This window comes from Roseibium sp. FZY0029, assembly GCF_036350355.1.
GTDB lineage: Bacteria > Pseudomonadota > Alphaproteobacteria > Rhizobiales > Stappiaceae > Roseibium.
The window spans coordinates 209,980-227,076 of sequence record NZ_JAZDVZ010000008.1; the positions used below are offsets into that span (position 1 = coordinate 209,980).

At 56.9% G+C, this 17,097-nt stretch carries 16 protein-coding genes; 8 read left to right on the forward strand and 8 right to left on the reverse strand.

All coding sequences use genetic code 11. From position 1 onward, the window contains the following. Positions 1–144 precede the first annotated feature (144 nt). Positions 145–576, reverse strand: a complete 432-nt coding sequence (locus V1T76_RS22175; RefSeq protein ID WP_330562864.1) for a RidA family protein — start codon at positions 574–576, stop codon at positions 145–147. 84 nt (positions 577–660) lie between these two features. Between V1T76_RS22175 and V1T76_RS22180 the strand changes: the two genes are divergently transcribed. From V1T76_RS22180 to repC, 5 genes are all read left to right on the forward strand, one after another. After that, complete coding sequence (locus tag V1T76_RS22180; RefSeq protein WP_330562865.1) at positions 661–1,380, forward strand: helix-turn-helix transcriptional regulator; 720 nt, start codon at positions 661–663, stop codon at positions 1,378–1,380. Positions 1,381–1,783: 403 nt separating this feature from the next. Next, a complete protein-coding gene (locus V1T76_RS22185) occupies positions 1,784–2,491 on the forward strand; it encodes a response regulator transcription factor (RefSeq protein ID WP_330562866.1) in 708 nt (235 codons plus the stop codon). A 683-nt stretch (positions 2,492–3,174) separates the two neighbouring features. Further along, positions 3,175–4,413, forward strand: a complete 1,239-nt coding sequence (gene repA / locus V1T76_RS22190) for a plasmid partitioning protein RepA (protein ID WP_006938437.1) — start codon at positions 3,175–3,177, stop codon at positions 4,411–4,413. 2 nt (positions 4,414–4,415) lie between these two features. After that, complete coding sequence (gene repB, locus V1T76_RS22195; RefSeq protein WP_330562867.1) at positions 4,416–5,420, forward strand: plasmid partitioning protein RepB; 1,005 nt, start codon at positions 4,416–4,418, stop codon at positions 5,418–5,420. A gap of 376 nt (positions 5,421–5,796) precedes the next feature. Further along, on the forward strand, positions 5,797–7,071 hold the full coding sequence (gene repC / locus V1T76_RS22200; RefSeq protein ID WP_330562868.1) for a plasmid replication protein RepC: 1,275 nt from the start codon (positions 5,797–5,799) through the stop codon (positions 7,069–7,071). Between the two features lie 80 nt (positions 7,072–7,151). On the opposite strand, the gene V1T76_RS22205 is transcribed toward repC, so the two are convergent. The 5 genes from V1T76_RS22205 to V1T76_RS22225 form a co-directional block, all read right to left on the reverse strand. Beyond that, on the reverse strand, positions 7,152–8,162 hold the full coding sequence (locus V1T76_RS22205) for an ABC transporter permease (protein ID WP_330562869.1): 1,011 nt from the start codon (positions 8,160–8,162) through the stop codon (positions 7,152–7,154). Positions 8,163–8,178: 16 nt separating this feature from the next. Beyond that, positions 8,179–9,681, reverse strand: a complete 1,503-nt coding sequence (locus tag V1T76_RS22210; protein WP_330562870.1) for a sugar ABC transporter ATP-binding protein — start codon at positions 9,679–9,681, stop codon at positions 8,179–8,181. Positions 9,682–9,770: 89 nt separating this feature from the next. Beyond that, positions 9,771–10,718, reverse strand: a complete 948-nt coding sequence (locus V1T76_RS22215) for a sugar-binding protein (RefSeq protein WP_330562871.1) — start codon at positions 10,716–10,718, stop codon at positions 9,771–9,773. 279 nt (positions 10,719–10,997) lie between these two features. Beyond that, positions 10,998–11,990 (reverse strand): substrate-binding domain-containing protein, encoded by a 993-nt coding sequence (locus V1T76_RS22220; protein ID WP_330562872.1) that lies wholly within the window; start codon positions 11,988–11,990, stop codon positions 10,998–11,000. Positions 11,991–12,029: 39 nt separating this feature from the next. After that, a complete protein-coding gene (locus V1T76_RS22225; RefSeq protein WP_330562873.1) occupies positions 12,030–13,010 on the reverse strand; it encodes an NAD-dependent epimerase/dehydratase family protein in 981 nt (326 codons plus the stop codon). Between the two features lie 189 nt (positions 13,011–13,199). Between V1T76_RS22225 and V1T76_RS22230 the strand changes: the two genes are divergently transcribed. The 3 genes from V1T76_RS22230 (at position 13,200) to V1T76_RS22240 (ending at position 16,125) form a co-directional block, all read left to right on the forward strand. Further along, positions 13,200–13,940 carry an ATP-binding cassette domain-containing protein gene (locus tag V1T76_RS22230; RefSeq protein WP_330562874.1) on the forward strand — a complete coding sequence of 247 codons (741 nt, stop codon included), beginning with the start codon at positions 13,200–13,202 and terminating at the stop codon, positions 13,938–13,940. A 13-nt stretch (positions 13,941–13,953) separates the two neighbouring features. Then, positions 13,954–14,949 carry an ABC transporter permease gene (locus tag V1T76_RS22235; RefSeq protein WP_330562875.1) on the forward strand — a complete coding sequence of 332 codons (996 nt, stop codon included), beginning with the start codon at positions 13,954–13,956 and terminating at the stop codon, positions 14,947–14,949. Between the two features lie 171 nt (positions 14,950–15,120). Next, positions 15,121–16,125 carry a LacI family DNA-binding transcriptional regulator gene (locus V1T76_RS22240; RefSeq protein WP_330562876.1) on the forward strand — a complete coding sequence of 335 codons (1,005 nt, stop codon included), beginning with the start codon at positions 15,121–15,123 and terminating at the stop codon, positions 16,123–16,125. Between the two features lie 29 nt (positions 16,126–16,154). On the opposite strand, the gene V1T76_RS22245 is transcribed toward V1T76_RS22240, so the two are convergent. Next, on the reverse strand, positions 16,155–16,634 hold the full coding sequence (locus tag V1T76_RS22245; protein WP_330562993.1) for a DUF6636 domain-containing protein: 480 nt from the start codon (positions 16,632–16,634) through the stop codon (positions 16,155–16,157). Positions 16,635–16,641: 7 nt separating this feature from the next. Beyond that, positions 16,642–17,064 (reverse strand): hypothetical protein, encoded by a 423-nt coding sequence (locus V1T76_RS22250; protein ID WP_330562877.1) that lies wholly within the window; start codon positions 17,062–17,064, stop codon positions 16,642–16,644. Positions 17,065–17,097: the final 33 nt, after the last annotated feature.

The window sequence follows — 17,097 nt, forward strand, 5'->3', positions numbered from 1 at the left end:
CAGAAGGTACCTGCAATCTTACGCATTTTCAATGCGCGTTTTTCATGCGTATATTTAAGTAGGGCGTCGACTTCGAAAGTACCATAGCGCCCCGGCTCTCTGGCCGAAGGCCAGGGTGCCAGGCAAAACGGTGCCGTGCAGGTGTCAGTCCAGGCAGACCACAGCCTCAACCTCGAATAGCATGGGGTCGATGGCAAGCTTTTGTACCGGTACCAGCGTTTGTGCTGGAAGTCCGGCACCAAACATTCGGCTCACAGTCTCCGTCAACACGCCGAGTTTGGACATATCATGGTCGACCACCAAAACGGTCAGTTTCACGACTTGATCCGGGTGGGCACCAAGCGCATCGATCACGGCAGCGAGGTTTGCATAGGCTTGTTTCACCTGTTCTCCGAAATCCGGCGACAGTGCACCGGTCTGATCCTGTCCACCTTGCCCGGAGATGAAGGTGAGCCGACCGGAGGCGGGGGTTATGACCGCGGTGCTATAGCCGTTTGGCGTCGGATCGTGCAGGTGGCACGGATTGACGATGACCGGCCTGGCGGAGATGGCTTGTGCTTTGTCTTGGGATGTCATGTTCACTCTCCTTGTTGAGTTGACATGACCCACCTAAGATAAATCGGTGCCAAATTCTGTCACCGAAAGTGATACCTTAAGCAAATGAACATCCGCCTCAGACACGACGCCATTGTCCGCATCCTCCGGCGCAACGGAACCTCAACGGTCGATGGCCTGGCCGGGGAAATCGGAGCGTCCCGCCGAACGGTGCTGCGCGACATCGGCGCGCTGCGCGACCAGGGCTTCGTCATTCATTCGGAGTCCGGTCGGGGTGGCGGGCTGCAACTCGATCCGGCATCGATGCAGACCACAGCGCGTCTCTCGGTGGTTGAAGTATTTGCGCTCATCATCAGCGTGGCGTCGATGCGCGCAGCCGGGTCTCTTCCCTTTTCTGATCTCGCCGATGCAGGGCTTGCCAAGATTGAGAAGGGGCTTTCCGGTGAGAAGGTGCGTGACCTGCGCCGGCTTCTGGACTGCTTGTATGTCGGTCAGTTGTCGCCCAGGCAGGACATTTCAAATCTTGGGACAATTGATCCTGAATTGCTGCCTGCGTTCGAGGCGGCGTTTCTGCAGCAGTTGCATCTGCGGTTCTGTTATCGTGATGCCAAGGGCGTTGAAACGATCAGAGAGGTTGAACCCCAGGCTATGCTCATCTTGCCGCCGCTCTGGTATCTTGTGGCCTGGGACTTCGTTCGTGAGGATTTTCGTCACTTCCGCATGGACAGGATCAGCAAGCCGCATATCGTGCAGGGCACTGAGTTCCGCCGGCGCCATGTGCCTTTCGAGGACGATGTATGCCCCTTCAGGGATATGCCGCACTAAGCAGCGCCAAGGGGTTCCGTCGTGCCTGATTGGCCTTGCTGCAGGTCATGGTGATCACCCCGCAGGCACAGGCAAGCTTGCCGCTTGCGTTCGGCCAGACGAGAAAGCCAGCGCCGGGATTTCAGAGCCGCCGGGGAAGTCGATTTTCAGGCCCGTATGGAAATCGCAACGCATTTCATTATTCTCGGATGCTGAAAATATCTCTCCAAGCATAAGCATGTTTCGATTTTGAGTTTGCCATGGTAAAAACATCCATATAAGTCAGCCGTTTTGATCTTTATGTACGTTAAATTGAAAATTGAATGGAATTAGAAACTTATTGATCCTTGTCAGCCTGCATTATGATCTTTAGTTCCTTTGCGTAATTTCTAAAGGTCGAGCATGGTCATTCGGGAGGCTCTCAATGTCTGACCATTTCCGACATCTATTTTTTATAGGCCCCAGGGAAAAATTGCCGGAGCCCCTGGAAAATGCATTGCTTCGAGAACTGCCGGATCTCTTCGTTCAGGTGTCAGCTGACTGGAGAGCACTGGTAAAAAAGGCCGAGCGTGAAAAGGTGGTCCCCACCCTGATCCTTGTCGATGAGGGGTTCGGCGCTGCCAATGCGAATTTGTTGCCTGAGTTTCGGGAAAAGTTTCCCAATGCGGTCCTTTGTTTGACGTTCAACGGTGAATACGGTTCAAGGCAGCACATCCGGGACTGCTTGAACACCGGCGTCATCAACAACGTCATCCCCATGAACCTGAGGCTGGATCTGTGGCTCTACGCCATCCAGATAATGCTGCAGGGTGGTTCCTATATGCCGCCCGATCTTGTCGAGCTGCTTGACGCCGGTCCAGGCACACGGCTTGAAAAGGCGCGCGGTCCTCAAGATACCAAAAACAACGGCGGAGTGGACATGGTCGGGTCGCTAACGCCAAGAGAACTTGAAGTGCTGGCGCTGATCGCGCAGGGGCATCAAAACAAGAATATAGCGGCAAATCTTTCGTTGTCGGAGCACACCATCAAGCTCCACATCCATCACATCATCTCGAAAATGGGTGTTTCGAACCGGACTGAAGCCGCCGCCGCATATCTTCAGTTTCAACGATCCCTAGAAGGGGGCATTTAGGCAGTGAAAGGCGGGTTCCGTCATTCGGAAGACATTGCCCTGATGACTTCAAGCGGTCTTCTATTCACAGCCGCAACCTGCTGATCGCCTCCCCTGGAGTGTGTCGTTGCACTTCGGTCCAGTCTTCCAACTGAAATTGCGAAATGCCCACTCGACGCCAACCACTCCTTCATGCGGGACCATGTCCGGCGCTCTGCCGATGTTTGTTCTTGAGGTTTGTGCCGCTCAGGACTGGATACGCCGGCAAGCTCCGTAGCGGTCGGTTGTCGTGGTCATTACAGTTTTTGACACAGGCGATTCTGTTGATAGATCGCGAAATTTCCGTTTCTCCGGCAAAACACCTCAAAAAAATTCCAGGACAAGTTTGAGCTCAATGAGCCTTTTCGGGTCCGTCCGAGAAAACGCGAGCGCGAGAGCCCGCGGTGCACACGTGTTTGGAAGGTCAGGATAAAATATTGAAAGTAAAGGAGAAAAATAGGTCGCTTGGCAAGCGCGCAGCAGGAAAACCCGCTGGTGTTCATTGTGACCGCGGTGGAAAATCGTCGTGGAAGCCCGAAACGGCTTGTTCAACTCTGGCGGGTTAGGGTTTCGTTAACTTAAATTTCCTTGCACCATCTACCGGAATCCGGCATCCATGACGGAGTTACCGCTCATATCGGGCATAAAACCGTCAGAGGGCATTGATGGCCGTTACCGAACAATTTTCCGGTGGACGCGATACGACCGCAAAGATCGAAAGTTTCACTCAGAAGCTTTCGGACCGTTTGCAGACGATGCGCGAAATGACCTATCCGCCGGAAGCCCGCAAGGTTTTCGGCCGGACGTTTTCCACCACGGATCTGGTGCGCCTGCTGGGCGTGCCCGAAAGCACGCTGCGCACCCTCACCCTTGAAGGCAAGGGACCTCAGCCGCATCGCGCCGAAAACAACCGGCGGATCTATACGGTTGAGCAGGTTTGGGAGTTGAGAAAGTTCCTGGCGGAACTCCGGCCGGATGACGCCCATCGTCTCGTGCCGCATCGCCGCGCGGGGGAGAAGTTGCAGGTGATTGCCGCCGCGAACTTCAAGGGCGGCAGCTCCAAGACGACCACTTCGGTTCATCTGGCGCATTATCTGGCCATTCAGGGATACAGGGTGCTCTGCGTTGACCTGGACCCGCAGGCGTCCATGACCACGACGTTCGGCATTCAGCCGGACCGCGACCTTCGCTCCGGCGAGGACGATGACGAGCGCACCGACACGACCTACGACGCGCTGCGCTATGACAATTACCGGGTGCCTTTTTCCGAGGTTATTCGCGAAACCTACTTCCCGGGCATTCACCTTGCCTGCGGCAACTTGCGCCTGATGGATTTCGAATACGACACGCCGACTGCGCTGGCCGAACGGACGACCGATGAGCTGGGCCTCTTCTTCCAGCGGCTCGATGCGGTGATCAAGTCGGTGGAGGATCATTTCGACATCGTTGTCCTCGATACGCCGCCGTCGCTTGGATACACCACGATGGCCGCGCTTTACGCTGCAACCGGCCTCATCATCACCGTTCATCCGGCCATGCTCGACGTGTCCTCGTGTTCCCAGTTCCTGAAGATGATCTCGGATGTGACCCACACGCTTTCCGAAGGCGGTGCAGTTTTCGAACATGACTTCACGAAATTTCTGCTGACCAGGGTCAACCCCAATGACGGACCGCAGAAGATCATGTCCGGCACCATGCGCGACCTGTTCGGGACGGACGTGCTGGTGGCTGAAGCGATTGAATCGACCGCCATCGCATCTGCCGGAGTTGCCAAGAAAAGCCTTTACGAAATCGAACCCGGTGAAGTTGGCCGGGAAACCCTGAAGCGGGCGCTGGAAAGCGCAGACCGCGTCAACGCCGAAATTCTCGATCTGATCAAGAGTGTATGGGGCAGGGAGGTTTGACGATGAAAAAGTCGATCGTCAAAATGATGTCCGATGCGGCGGCGGCCGCCGCCGACAAGAAGGAGCCGCCGGCGCCTGTCGCAAGCCAGAAGGTGACCGCGCCCGTGGTGAACTCCATGGGGCGGGCCTTGTCGCATATGCGCGAGGACAGCATCGTTGCGCTCGATCCGTCGAAAATCGACCCAAGCCCGTTCTCAGACCGTTTCGAAACCGACCACGAAGCTGAGGAGGCCCTGGAAGAGCTCAAGCTTTCCATCCAGGACGAGGGTCAGAAGATCCCGGTTCTGGTGCGGCCACATCCCACGGAACGTGACAGGTATCAGCTTGCCTACGGTCATCGCAGGCTCTTTGCCATCAAGGCGTTGATGGCGGAAGCCGGCAAGCCGGAGACGTTCAAGGTCAAGGCCTATGTCCGCAAGCTGAGCGATGCCGAGCTGATCAAGGAACAGTCTCTTGAAAATGGTGTCCGCGAGAACCTGACTTTCGCCGAAATGGTGCTTTGGGCTGTCCAGTTGCGCGAAGCCGGTCTGAAACAGCGCGAAATGCAGCCTGTGCTTGGCCAGGTGCAGACCGTCATTTCCAATATGCGCAAGATCGCCGACAGCATCCCGCACGACATCATTCGTGCGATTGGACGGGCCAGAAATGTTGGCCGGCCGGCGTGGATGGAACTGGCAAAGCTGTTCGAGGACCCTGCAGCGGAGCAGCGCGTACGCGAAGTTCTCGACAGTGAGGATTTCAAGCTTGCCGCGGCCCAGGACAGAATGGCCATGGCAATGCAGGCGGCAAGGGGCAAGCAAAAGAAGTCTGCTTCATCAGCTCATCCTGCTGCGGAGATCACCTCGAACGGAACCGTCGTGGCGAAACTGAAGAGAACATCGGCGGCAACCGTGTTCTCGATACCGAAAACCGAAGCAGAATTCGGCCGCTGGCTGGAAGAGAACCTCCCGGACGTCTACAGCGATTTCCTGCAGCAACGGAAAGGAACGGGACGGCCGAAAGGGTGAGAAGGATTGCGGCACATCTCGATGAGATGTGCCGGACGCACGAGGTTTCGGGGCAGGTGTTCGATGATTACCGTCCCGAGCCAGTTCGACTACAGGCCTGAGTTCGGCCAGGGATTTTAAAGAAGGAGACGGTGCGAGACACATAGAGACAAAATGAAAAGAGACCGAAACGGCGGCAACCGTTCAGTCTCTTTAATCACGGTTCAACTTGGAACGTCCAAACAGGAACCTCAACACTTCCCTGTTTTAGGCGAATTCCGAATCACGCGCAAGAACCATCTTGTGTGAACGGTGGATTTCGGCCGATTTCCCGAAGTTGAACCTCCTGAAACGCATAACGCCGCACGTTTGCCCGTGTCGGCGAACGGAGGTTGTCATGCCTGCTGTTTCGAACGTCTCTTCCTTTCGGAAGGTGACGCCGGGAATGCTTGCGTCCCAGCGTCTGGCAATGTCGAACGACATTCCCGATATTGGAAAATCCGAAGTCGCAATTGCCTTGAAAAGGGCGGCGCAGCCGATCGGGCTGACGTCCACAGCCTATCATGTCCTGGACATCCTACTTGGTCTTTCGAAGCCGGATGACTGGAAAGGGGACAACAGGCCGGTCGTAGCCATCTCGAACGAGAAGCTTGCCTCTTACGTCGGCAAGAGCGAACGCACGGTCATTCGTGCCATCAAACAGCTCGTAGAGGCTCGTATTCTGGCCTACCGGGACAGTTCTACCGGCCGCAGGTGGGTGCACCGTAATGACAGTGGCGACATCACGTTTGCCTATGGTCTCGATTTTACGCCGGCAAGAGTGCGCTACCGTGAAATCAAGCGGCAGGCAGACGAGTGGCAGGCGCATCTGAATGCCGTACGTGAAGCTAAACGAACTGTTGCGAGACTTTCCAGAGCAATTGTCGATATTGTCGAAGCGACGAAAGATGCAGATCTGACGGGTTTCCTCGATCAGATGCATGCCATTTTGGAAAGCCAGCAGGATATTCAGGTCAAAGCCCAAGCGCTTCTGGATCTTTATGATCTTGTGATGGAAACCTTGAAAGAGGCTTCGGATACTCAGGAAAAAGGCTTTAAAAACAATAATACGTCATGCGAAGATGACATGAATGTCACCCCTATATTTAATACAAGCTCACCAGACTCTTATACTAATAACCGGACATCTGCTAACGCAGATGAAAATCAAATCAATTCTGACGTCGCCTACGGCGCCGAAATGGCTCCTGAAAAGGAGCAAGCGGGTCGGGGTGGTGGTTCAAACCAGCGTTATTCCGGGCAAAAAGGCACAGGTAAGGCGGATTTTGTCCGTTCTGAAACCCTGGATGCTGTTTCGATCTCTTTGCTGGAAAGCGCGTGTACGTCCATCCAGAGCGATTTCGGCGTAGCTCTCAAAAGCTGGCCTGATCTCATTTCTGCAACAGATGTGCTGAGGATCGGCATCGGCTTGAGCGAAAAAGGCTTCACCGAGGCATGCGGCAAGTTGGGACGGCATGTTGCGGCGGCCATTCTGGCGATGGTGGCAGAAAAGGCGCTGCGGGATCCGGAGAAGATCAGTTCACCTGGGGGCTACTTCCGGGCGTGTTGCGAGCGGGCGGCGGAAGGGCGGCTTGCCCTGGCTAAATCCCTGTTCGGGCTGGCGGCGCGATGAGAGGCGGCAAGCCTGATATCTTGAACCTGATCCGGGAGCGTTGCGAAACAGGCGGCGCTACTCGTTCTGGGCACTCTTTGTCATTCGGGCAGGGACTGAGGTTTGGGGGCCGCGCCCTTGATCGTGGCAAGAGCAACGGCCTGACGTCTGGAATTTCTGTGTTTGGTGATCTGTGTGTCGGCGATGACACCGATGAGGATGACGCTGCCCATGACCGCAAAGTTGAGGGAAGAGGGAATGCCGAGCAGATTGACGAGGTTCTGCAGGACCTGCAGCAGAATGACGCCGAGGACGACCCCGACAACCGACCCTTCCCCGCCGCGCAGGGAAAATCCGCCGAGAACGGCCGCGGCGATTGCGTAGAGTTCGTAGAAGTTGCCGTGCGAGGCCGGGTGAATCGAGCGCGTGTACATGGCAAAGAAGATGGCGGAAAGACCCGTCAGAACGGCGCAGATGACATAGGCAAGTACGATGACCTGTCTGGTGTTGATGCCTGTGAAGCGCGCAGCTTCCTCATTCTTTCCAACGGCGAAGAGATGCCTGCCGAACACTGTTCGGTGCAAAACGAACCAGGCGATCACCGCGATGACGGTAAAGGCGATGATCGAGTGCGGCACGCCGCCGGTTCGCCCGGAGATCAACCATTCCAGCACGGGAAATTCGTCGCCGAAGGAGAAGCCGGCGGTTCCGTCCTTGGTATAGAACCGGGCAACACCGCGATAAATCAGAAGACCGCACAAGGTGACGATGAAGGGTTGCAACTGCAAACGCGTGATCAGCCAACCGTGAATTGTGCCGAAGATGGCGCCGCAGGTCAGCACGATCACGGCGGCAATCGGCCAGGGCACGCCCTGGACGACGATCAGATCAACAAACAGGACGCCAAGCAGCGCAATGAGGGAGCCGACGGACAGCTCGATGCCAGCCGTCACGATCACGAAGGCCTCGGCCAGAGAAAACAGGCCGAAAAGACCGATGAGGTTGGCTGTGTTTGCAAGGTTGATCGGCGACAGAAACCTCGGATTGATCAAGGCAACAACCGATCCGACGACCAGAACGAGCAGGGCCAGCCCGATATCCTTCTTTTGCATTCGTATTCCTCACCGATTATCCGACTGCAAGCCGGAGTATGTTTTCTTCCGTCAGTTCGTCCGAGTTCAGGATTCCCGTGACATGCCCCCGGCGCATGACCGCCACACGGTCGGAGACGCCGATGACCTCTTCCATGTCGCTTGAGATCATGAGAATGCCGACCCCATCCCGCGCGAGCGCTTGAAGCAGGTGGTAGACCTCTGCCTTGGCGCCGACATCGATGCCACGGGTGGGTTCATCGAAAATGATCACCTTCGGACTCGTGGCGAGCCATTTCGCCAGAACGACCTTCTGCTGGTTTCCCCCCGAAAGCTCCGCAGCAGAGTGGAATACGGAACTCGTCTTGATGGCGAGGCGGGCCTGTGAAGCCTGGGCAAGGGCTGTCTCGCGCTCCCTGTCGACAATGCCGAAACGCGAGAGGTGATTGAGGCACGGCAGGGAAATGTTATCGGCGATCGGAAAGTCCAGAAGGAGCCCCTGTTCCTTCCTGTCTTCGGGCACAAGCGAAAGCCCGGCTGAAATCGCCTCTGGAACCGAATGAGACTTCAACTCGGTGCCGTTGAGATGGATCGTGCCCTCCGACAGGGCATCAACACCGAAGATTGCCCGTGCAAGCTCGGTTCTTCCTGCCCCGACAAGCCCCGCCACGCCGAGAATTTCACCCGCATGAAGATCGAGGTCGACACTGGCAGCAGGAAAGGTGCCGGTACGGACGCCCCGCAGTGAAAGAACAGGTGTTGACACCCCGTGTGCGGATTTTTCGTAGAACTGGTGAACGTCCCGGCCGATCATCATCCGAACCATCGCGTCCTTGCAGATCTGTTGCCCGGTCAATTCGCCCGCATTTTTTCCGTCCCGCAGGCAAACCACCCTGTCGGCGACGTTTTCAACCTCGCTGAGGCGGTGGCTGATAAAGAGAACAGCGACACCCCGGCTTTGCAGTTGCCGCATGACGGACAGAAGTCTCTCGGTTTCGGAAAGGGTCAGGCTGGAGGTTGGCTCGTCGAGGATGACAAGACGCGCGTTCATCGAAAGCGCTCTTGCAATTTCAAGTAATTGCTGATCGGCAAGAGAAAGGCCGGAAACAGGGTCCGCGGGACCGAAACGGGTTCCAAGCAGCTGCAGGATCGGAGCAACCTTGGCTTCCATGGCCCGCCGGTCGAGCAACCGCAACGGACCTGACGTGATTTCACGCCCAAGCAATACATTCGCGGTCACGTCGAGATTGGAAAAGGGATTGAGCTCCTGATGAACGAAAGCGATGCCGAGATGGCCGGCTTCCGCAGGCGAAAGAGCGTTATAATGCTGGCCGTCGATGTGAATGCCGCCGCCGTCAGGTGAGACCGCTCCGCCGAGCACTTTCATCAAGGTGGATTTGCCGGCACCATTTTCGCCAATCAACCCGACAATCTCTCCGCCGGAGATACTGAGATCGACATCCTGCAGGGCAACAACACCCGGATAGACCTTCGTTACCCGGGAAAGTTCGAGCGATATCTTCTGAAAACCGGAAGGCAAGGGTCTGGCTCCAATAGGTCGGTGGCGTAGGCTGCGCAGGCCGCAATCTTCGGTCCGCGCAGCCTGCTGGCTGGCTTGGGAGTTTCCGCCTAGCCTTTGATCCGCGCCTTCAGTTCTGCCTCGAAGCCATCGACGTTCGACGTGTCGATGATCTTGGTCGGAACAATGATGAGGCCGTCCCCGGGAATGCCGCTCTTGTCGCCTTCCAGGAACTTTGCCATCAGGTGCATGCCCTGGTAGCCCCACTGGTAGGGATCCTGCACCACCGTGCCGGCAAAGCTGCCTTCGCGGATGGCGCCGAGCGTGATCGGGTCTTCATCGAATGCAATGACAGTGATCTCGCCCAGTTTGCCTGCGGCCTGCAGCGCCTCGTAGATCTTGGGCGGGTTATAGGAATAGAACCCGACCATGCAGTCGACTTCAGGATTTGCGGCCAGGACGTCGTCGACATTCTGGCGGGCCTTGGGGAAGTCGACATCATCGCCGCGCACGTCGACAAGTTCGATGCCCGATCCCTTGACCGTTTCCCGGAAGCCGGCGATGCGTTCCTTGGCGTTATCCGCCCCGAGGAAGCCGACAAAGCCCATGCAGGTGCCGCCGTTCGGCAGGGCCTTCTTGGCGATTTCGCCCGCCTGATTGCCGGCAAGCGTGTTTGACGACCCGAGATAGGCGATGCGATCACTTTCAGGGGCATCGCTGTCTGTGGTGAACAGCGGAACCTGTGCCGCGATGCGGTTGAAGGCGTCGATTGACGTCTTCGGATCGACCGACGAAATCATGATGGCGTCCGTACCGGCGGCCACGAGATCGTCCATCAGCGCGTTTTGAAGCGCGGCCGTTCCCTGGGCCGGGTAACGGAACTGCAGATCATAGCCCGGCAATTCGGCCTGTGCGGCATTCACACCGGCCTCGGCCAGTTTCCAGAAATCTGAAGCTGCGTTGACGACGAAGGCGAGCTGCGGCTTGTCCTGGGATTGAGCCGCTGTGGCGGTGAGGGCGGCAATGGCCGCGATGCAAAGAGTTTTCCCGAATTTCATATTCTCCTCCCTGTGAAGAACGTCAGAACTAATGTGTCCGACAAATTATTAGTAATATTATTAATGAATGAGTTCAAGCCATACTTGGGAAGCGACGGAGGTCCTCTCAGCGGTCCGGCCCGTTACGGCAAGCTTCCGCACTCGTTGTTTAAAGGTTGATTTCAGACACGATTTCGCACTTCCGGCGTGCCGGCCGGAGCCTCTCCCTGTCAGCCTTTCCAGAAAAAGTGCCGCCGGATCCAATGCGCAAATCCGGCGGCCAGAGGAGAGGCTGGTGGGTTAGTTGTTCGCGCAGAACCCCGGATCTTCCTGGTTGCAGACATCCAAGCCCGTATAGAGCGGATCCTCGACGCTTTCGCCTTTGATCAGCTGGATCATCACGTCAGGAGCGCGATAGCCCATTTCAAACGGGCGCTGTCCGACCTGGGCATGGCTTCTGCCATCGCGGAACGCCTTCGTCTGCGGGGGAAGCGTGTCGCCCGCGATGATGATCAGATCCTTCGATTTCAGCTTGTCCATCACCTGATCGGTGACCTGCGTATAGGCCTGTGGCGCGAATTGTGCCCATCCCCCAATAAGGATGAATGCATCAAGATCCGGGTTGGCGATGAAGGTATCGGCCATCTGCTGGTTGGCGAGATCAGCCTGGTCATTCGTGAAGACCGGGCAGCCGTCCACTTCGCTCCAGCCATTCTGGCCGGTCAGCCGGTCGGTGCCTTTAGCGCCGGAAGCCGTGTCGCGGAAGCCTTGAGCGCGGGCGTTGATGTTGTCCGCAGCCACGTTGCCGAGCTGCAGGCAGACAGTGCCTCCGTCGGGCTTCAGTTTGGCCGCTTCCTCAGCCATCTTGACGCCCATCAGGTAGTTGTCGGTTCCCAGATAGGTTTTGCGCAAATCCCGGTCTTCCGCCAGAAAATCCGCATCGATCGTCATGACGGGGACATTCGGCGCGATCTGGCGGATGCGGTTGGCCATGGCAGGTGCGTTGGACGGTGAAATCGCGATTGCCGCGACGCCGCGGGTCAGGAGGTCATCTACGATCTGCACTTCACCTGCTTCGTCAGCAGACGATGCCGGGCCGGTGTAAAGGCACTCGTATTCACTGTCCGCGTTTTCGGACATCCATTTCTGGCAACCGAGATTAATCTGTTCGAAGAACGGGTTATCGAGACCCTTCACGACAATCGCGAGCGTCTTCTTGTCCTGCGCCGGCGCGGAGCCGATCTGAAGAGCCATTACGACCGCAGTCCCGAACATCAGTATCTTGTGTCTCATGCGTATCACTCCCTTCTGTTTTTCAGGCCCCGGCGCGGATTACCCCGGGTACCAGATCATGCGGGGATCTTTTTCGTCCCTTCTGTAATTCCAGGCCCGTTCAATGAGGGCCTTGAGGTCCACCGACGGGCTCCAGCCGAGCAGCAGACGCGCCTTGGTGTTGTCGAGCCAGTTGCTGTGCATGGATGTCGGTATTTCGGCGATCTTCAGTGAACGGGTTTCGGCGAGGTGATGCGCGGCGCATCCATAGTCGACCGGTTCGTTCATCGAGATGTTGAAGAGCTGTCCTTCCGCTTCCGGCGCATCGAGAGCTGCCAGAATGGCCGAGACGAGGTCGTCCACATGGACGAAATTTCTTTTCAGCGGGTGACCGTTCCTGTCTTTCAGCAGCGGTACGTGGTTCCCGTCTGCATAGGTGTGTAAATCCTCTTCCGGAAGCAGCTCCGTCCAGAGGGGGCCGCCGAACTGGTCCGGCCCGAAAGAGAACGCAAAGCGGAAGTCATCCTTCTCCATGATCCAGGGAGCCCGCAGGACACAGCCGTTCAGGCCGTATTGATGCCGGTATTGCTCCAGCATCACTTCCTCCAGCACCTTCGTCAGGGCATAGCAGCCCGGATAGGCCTTGCGCTCCGAGGTTTCCGTCACCGGGCCTTCATATGGCTGAAAGGCATGGCCGACAGCGCAGTCTCCGCTGATGAGAACGAACTGACTGGCGGTCTTCTGTCTGCGGAATTCCTCCAGAAGAACGAACATGCCCTTTACGGAAACATCCATTGCCAGATCGGGGGATTCCTTGACCGCCGCCATATGCAGGACATGGGTTATGCCGCTCATGGCGCTTGCGACGGCGGCAGGATCGGCAATCGATCCCTGAACGACTTCAACGCGCTCACCACCGGAAATCATCCGGTTATTGCAAAGGGCCACGACGCTCCACTCCCGGAACCGGTCCGAAGACAGGAACTCCGGCAAAAAGTTTTGTCCAACCTTTCCGGAGGCACCAGTGAGCAGCAATTTCATTCAACGTCCCCCTTGCGTTTATTAAATAGTATTTATTAATATTAGTTAGTCAAGGATCGAAATTGATTGAACGGCGGTGTCTCAGGGGAGCGGTTGGCGGGATGATAATGGTCGTCTCCGCTGCCGGACCGCTGAGGTCGGCAACGGTCGCAGAACCGGACCGAACCGCGATTGGGGAGGAGCGATCGAATGTCGAGGCTGCGGCTGACGGGAATCTCAAAGAGTTTTGGCGCCATCCAGGCCCTGAGCGATGTCTCGCTGGAGGTCGCTCCAGGGGAGGTGCTGGGGCTGATGGGTGATAATGGGGCGGGCAAGTCGACGCTGGTGAAGATTGTCGCGGGCAATTTCAGACCCACGCACGGATCGATCTCCATCGATGGCGACACGGTGGACTTTCACAAGCCGCGCGATGCGCAGCGGCAGGGAATTGAAGTCGTCTATCAGGATCTGGCGCTGTGCGACAACCTGTCGGCAGCTTCCAACGTGTTTCTCGGTCGCGAGCCGAGGCGCCGCGTCGCCGGGGTCCGCTTTCTCGACTACTCCACCATGCACCGGCGCTCGGCGGAGCTTTTTGCCATTTTGAAATCGGAAACCCGGCCTCGGGACCTCGTCAGGCGTATGTCGGGCGGGCAACGCCAGGCCGTTGCCATTGCCAGGACGCTGCTGTCGAATGCCAAGATCGTGCTGATGGACGAGCCGACCGCCGCAATCTCGGTGCGTCAGGTCTCCGAGGTGCTTGATCTGATCCACCGGCTCAGCGACCAGGGCATCAGCGTCGTCCTGATAAGCCATCGCATGCCCGATGTCTTTGCGGTGTGCAGCCACATTGCCGTCTTGCGCAGGGGTGAACTGGTCGCCAGCAAACTGGCCAAAGACAGCTCACCGGAAGAAGTGACCGGCCTGATTACCGGCGCCATCGAAACGGCGTGAGGAGGAGTTTCCGATGACCACTCTCGAACAAGCAATAGACTTCAGCCAGCACCGGACCCCGGTCTCCCGGATCCTCGGCTCCCAGATCTTCTGGGTGTTCGCAGCCGCCGTTCTGGCGTGTCTCGCGCTTACACTGCTGACGGATTCCTTTGCCACCCAACGCAACCTCTTCAACGTCACGCGAAACTTCGCCTTCGTCGGCCTTATCGCAATCGGTATGACCACCGTGATTGCTTCCGGCGGTATTGATCTGTCGGTCGGCTCCACGGTGGTGCTGGCTGCAATGGTCATCAGCGTGCTGATGTCGACCGGCTATCCGTTCTGGATCTCCGCAGTAGCCGCGCTCGCCGCTGCCGCTGCTGTCGGTTTGCTCAATGGCGTTTTGATCGCCTATGTCGGCATGCCGCCCTTTGTCGTGACGCTCGGTATGCTGTCTGCGGCGCGATCACTTGCGATGGTCCTGTCGAACAACAAGATGATATGGGAATTCGGACCCGATCACGATCTGCTGCTTTGGGTTGGCGGCGGCTCGACCCTCGGTCTGCCGCACCCGATCTACGTTCTCGTCTTCCTGGCCGCAGTGATGAGCGTCGTCTATCGCTGGACGAGATGGGGACAGTATGTGTTCGCAATCGGCGGCAACGAACAGGCGGCGACGCTCACGGGCATTCCGGTCAAGCGAATCAAGGTCTCGATTTACGTCTTCTCTGCGCTGACAGCCGGCGTTGCAGGCATTCTCATGGCTGGCTGGCTCGGCAGCGTGACAACAAATCTCGGTCAGGCAATGGAATTGACGGTGATCGCCGCCGCAGTCATCGGCGGTGCGAACCTTGCTGGTGGCCAGGGAACGGCTCTTGGGGCGGTGATCGGAGCGCTGCTGATCGAAGTTATACGGAACTCGCTGATACTGCTTGGAATTTCGACCTTCTGGCAGGGAATGTTCATCGGCTGCTTCATCATTATTGCCGTTGCCTTTGACCGTATCCGAAATTTGAGCTCAAGCGACTGAACGCACTGGAGAACCGTGAACCTGGCCGGCGATGACAACTTTGGAATTATTGCTTTTGCAATGCAATACGGATAGTCATTCGCCGGCTTCAAAGCCACCTTGTTCAACGGTCAGGAAAACCGGAAACTAATGTCAAAAAAACGCCGGCTCGGAACAGATAGACGTCCTACGATGATGGATGTTGCCGCGACAGCCGGAGTTTCGCAGGCAACAGTTTCCCTTGTTCTGAACGGCAGTCCGGGCGCGAAACTGAGTGATGCGACGCGCAGACGGGTGAACGAAGCTGCAAGGCAGCTCGGATATACCCTGGTGCGCCGCGGCCCCCGAACGGTCATGGGCGACCGCACCAACATCCTGTTCATTGCCGACGAGATCACGACAGATCCCTGGATGGCTCTCGCGTTCGAGGGTGTCCGGGACAAGGCCTATGAATACGGCATTCACGTCAGCCTTGCGGTCAGCCACGGCGACGAAGAAACCGAAAAGATGATCATCTCGCAGATGAGCCACATGCCGTTGCTGGGGATCGTCTACGGGACAATTCTGACCCGCCGGGTTGATCTGTCGCCGGCTTTTGACGACCAGCACACGGTGTTGCTGAACTGCTATCGGCCCGAGCGCGACCTGCCGTCCGTGGTTCCGGGAGATGTGTTAGGCGGACGCACCGCGACCGATCATCTCATCAATGCCGGATACCATCGCATCGCCCTCATCAACGGGCAGCAGGGTGTGGATGCTTCCAGAGATCGGTTGAAAGGCTACCGACAGGCCCTTTCCAGTCACGATATCCCGTTCGACAGCGAGTTGGTCAAACCCGGCAACTGGGAGCCGCTTTCAGGCTACGAGCACACCCATGCGCTTCTCGATCTCGACACGCCACCCGATGCGATTTTCTGCGCCAATGACCTGATGGCACTTGGCTGCTACGATGCCTTGAAAGAGCGCGGCCTCCGGGTTCCGGAAGATGTTGCGGTGATCGGCTTCGACAATCGCGAGATTTCCAAGAGCATGCATCCACCGCTGTCGACGCTCCTCCTGCCGCATTACGAAATGGGCGAGATTGCATTCGAGCTTCTTCTCGACAATGCCAATGGTCGCCAGGCGGGACCCGCGCAAATAAAGGTGGAATGTCCGCTGGTCGAGCGCAACTCGGTGAAGGCAACGGTCGACGCCTGAAACGTCGCGCGATCAATCACCGCAAAGACCTAGAAAACGCTTTGTTTGGCCCTGGACAAGAAAAATCCATGACCGTCGCGATTGCTGCACTTCAACCCTTTGCGTGAGGACTGGCAGATAAAGCCGCCAAACTCGCCGGTCACGCCATATTCGGCTCGATCAAATCCGCCTTTGTTTCTATCCGTTTGAACACACAGGACCTCCGCCGGGCCTTTCTCTCTCATGGTAAAGGTATGCCCCCAATCGAGCCTGCAGCCTCCAGGCCTCGGCAGTGCAGGCGGTCCGGATCGCTCGATAATCGTACAAGTGATATCGGACAGAACATTGAAGTCCTCGCCAACGGTGCACTGAATGTTTTCCGACGGTGTTTCGAATGTCCAGACGTCAGCCAATGAGACACCAATGCCGAGATTCAGGCCAAGTGTGATTGAAAACAGGAAAAGCACGACACGAAAGTGTGCAGTCAGATTTGAGCTTTTCGACTGAACAAATTTCTCTTCATCGATCATATCCAACTCACTCTCCCCACATGAGTGCGCGTATTTCGTCAAACTCTTCAGCTGTCAAAACCTTTGCCTGTGTGACGTGTGGTATCTCTCCGCTCGTCATGACTTCAAGGTACCGTCCGGCGGGTCCGTGGAAATAAAACTTGCAAGGGGCGTCCCCTACAGGAGAACACGCCCCAACTTCCAAATAGCCTTCCTCGAACATTGCGCGTGCAACGAAAAAGAGATCGCCGGGAGCGGGGTTTTCGAAAGGCTGCCAACTGTTCTCCAGAACAATTGGCCTCGCTTCATCATAGGGAAGGCCTACCAAACCCTGTGCTACCGACTGGAAATCTTTGGACGCAGCCAAGACCGCGTCGCTCGCAACCAAGATTTTGATTATGAAAAAAGAAGCAGCGATCAAAGCTGCTGTAGTACGGAATTTGTTTTTCAATTTGGCGCCGCCTTATAACCGATAGAAATGGCT

Bases quoted from the DNA above. Each gene is read 5' to 3' on its own strand.
- V1T76_RS22175 (WP_330562864.1), bottom strand. From the start codon at position 576: ATGACATCCCAAGACAAAGCACAAGCCATCTCCGCCAGGCCGGTCATC.
- V1T76_RS22180 (WP_330562865.1), top strand. From the start codon at position 661: ATGAACATCCGCCTCAGACACGACGCCATTGTCCGCATCCTCCGGCGC.
- V1T76_RS22185 (WP_330562866.1), top strand. From the start codon at position 1,784: ATGTCTGACCATTTCCGACATCTATTTTTTATAGGCCCCAGGGAAAAA.
- repA (WP_006938437.1), top strand. From the start codon at position 3,175: ATGGCCGTTACCGAACAATTTTCCGGTGGACGCGATACGACCGCAAAG.
- repB (WP_330562867.1), top strand. From the start codon at position 4,416: ATGAAAAAGTCGATCGTCAAAATGATGTCCGATGCGGCGGCGGCCGCC.
- repC (WP_330562868.1), top strand. From the start codon at position 5,797: ATGCCTGCTGTTTCGAACGTCTCTTCCTTTCGGAAGGTGACGCCGGGA.
- V1T76_RS22205 (WP_330562869.1), bottom strand. From the start codon at position 8,162: ATGCAAAAGAAGGATATCGGGCTGGCCCTGCTCGTTCTGGTCGTCGGA.
- V1T76_RS22215 (WP_330562871.1), bottom strand. From the start codon at position 10,718: ATGAAATTCGGGAAAACTCTTTGCATCGCGGCCATTGCCGCCCTCACC.
- V1T76_RS22220 (WP_330562872.1), bottom strand. From the start codon at position 11,990: ATGAGACACAAGATACTGATGTTCGGGACTGCGGTCGTAATGGCTCTT.
- V1T76_RS22225 (WP_330562873.1), bottom strand. From the start codon at position 13,010: ATGAAATTGCTGCTCACTGGTGCCTCCGGAAAGGTTGGACAAAACTTT.
- V1T76_RS22230 (WP_330562874.1), top strand. From the start codon at position 13,200: ATGTCGAGGCTGCGGCTGACGGGAATCTCAAAGAGTTTTGGCGCCATC.
- V1T76_RS22235 (WP_330562875.1), top strand. From the start codon at position 13,954: ATGACCACTCTCGAACAAGCAATAGACTTCAGCCAGCACCGGACCCCG.
- V1T76_RS22240 (WP_330562876.1), top strand. From the start codon at position 15,121: ATGATGGATGTTGCCGCGACAGCCGGAGTTTCGCAGGCAACAGTTTCC.
- V1T76_RS22245 (WP_330562993.1), bottom strand. From the start codon at position 16,634: ATGATCGATGAAGAGAAATTTGTTCAGTCGAAAAGCTCAAATCTGACT.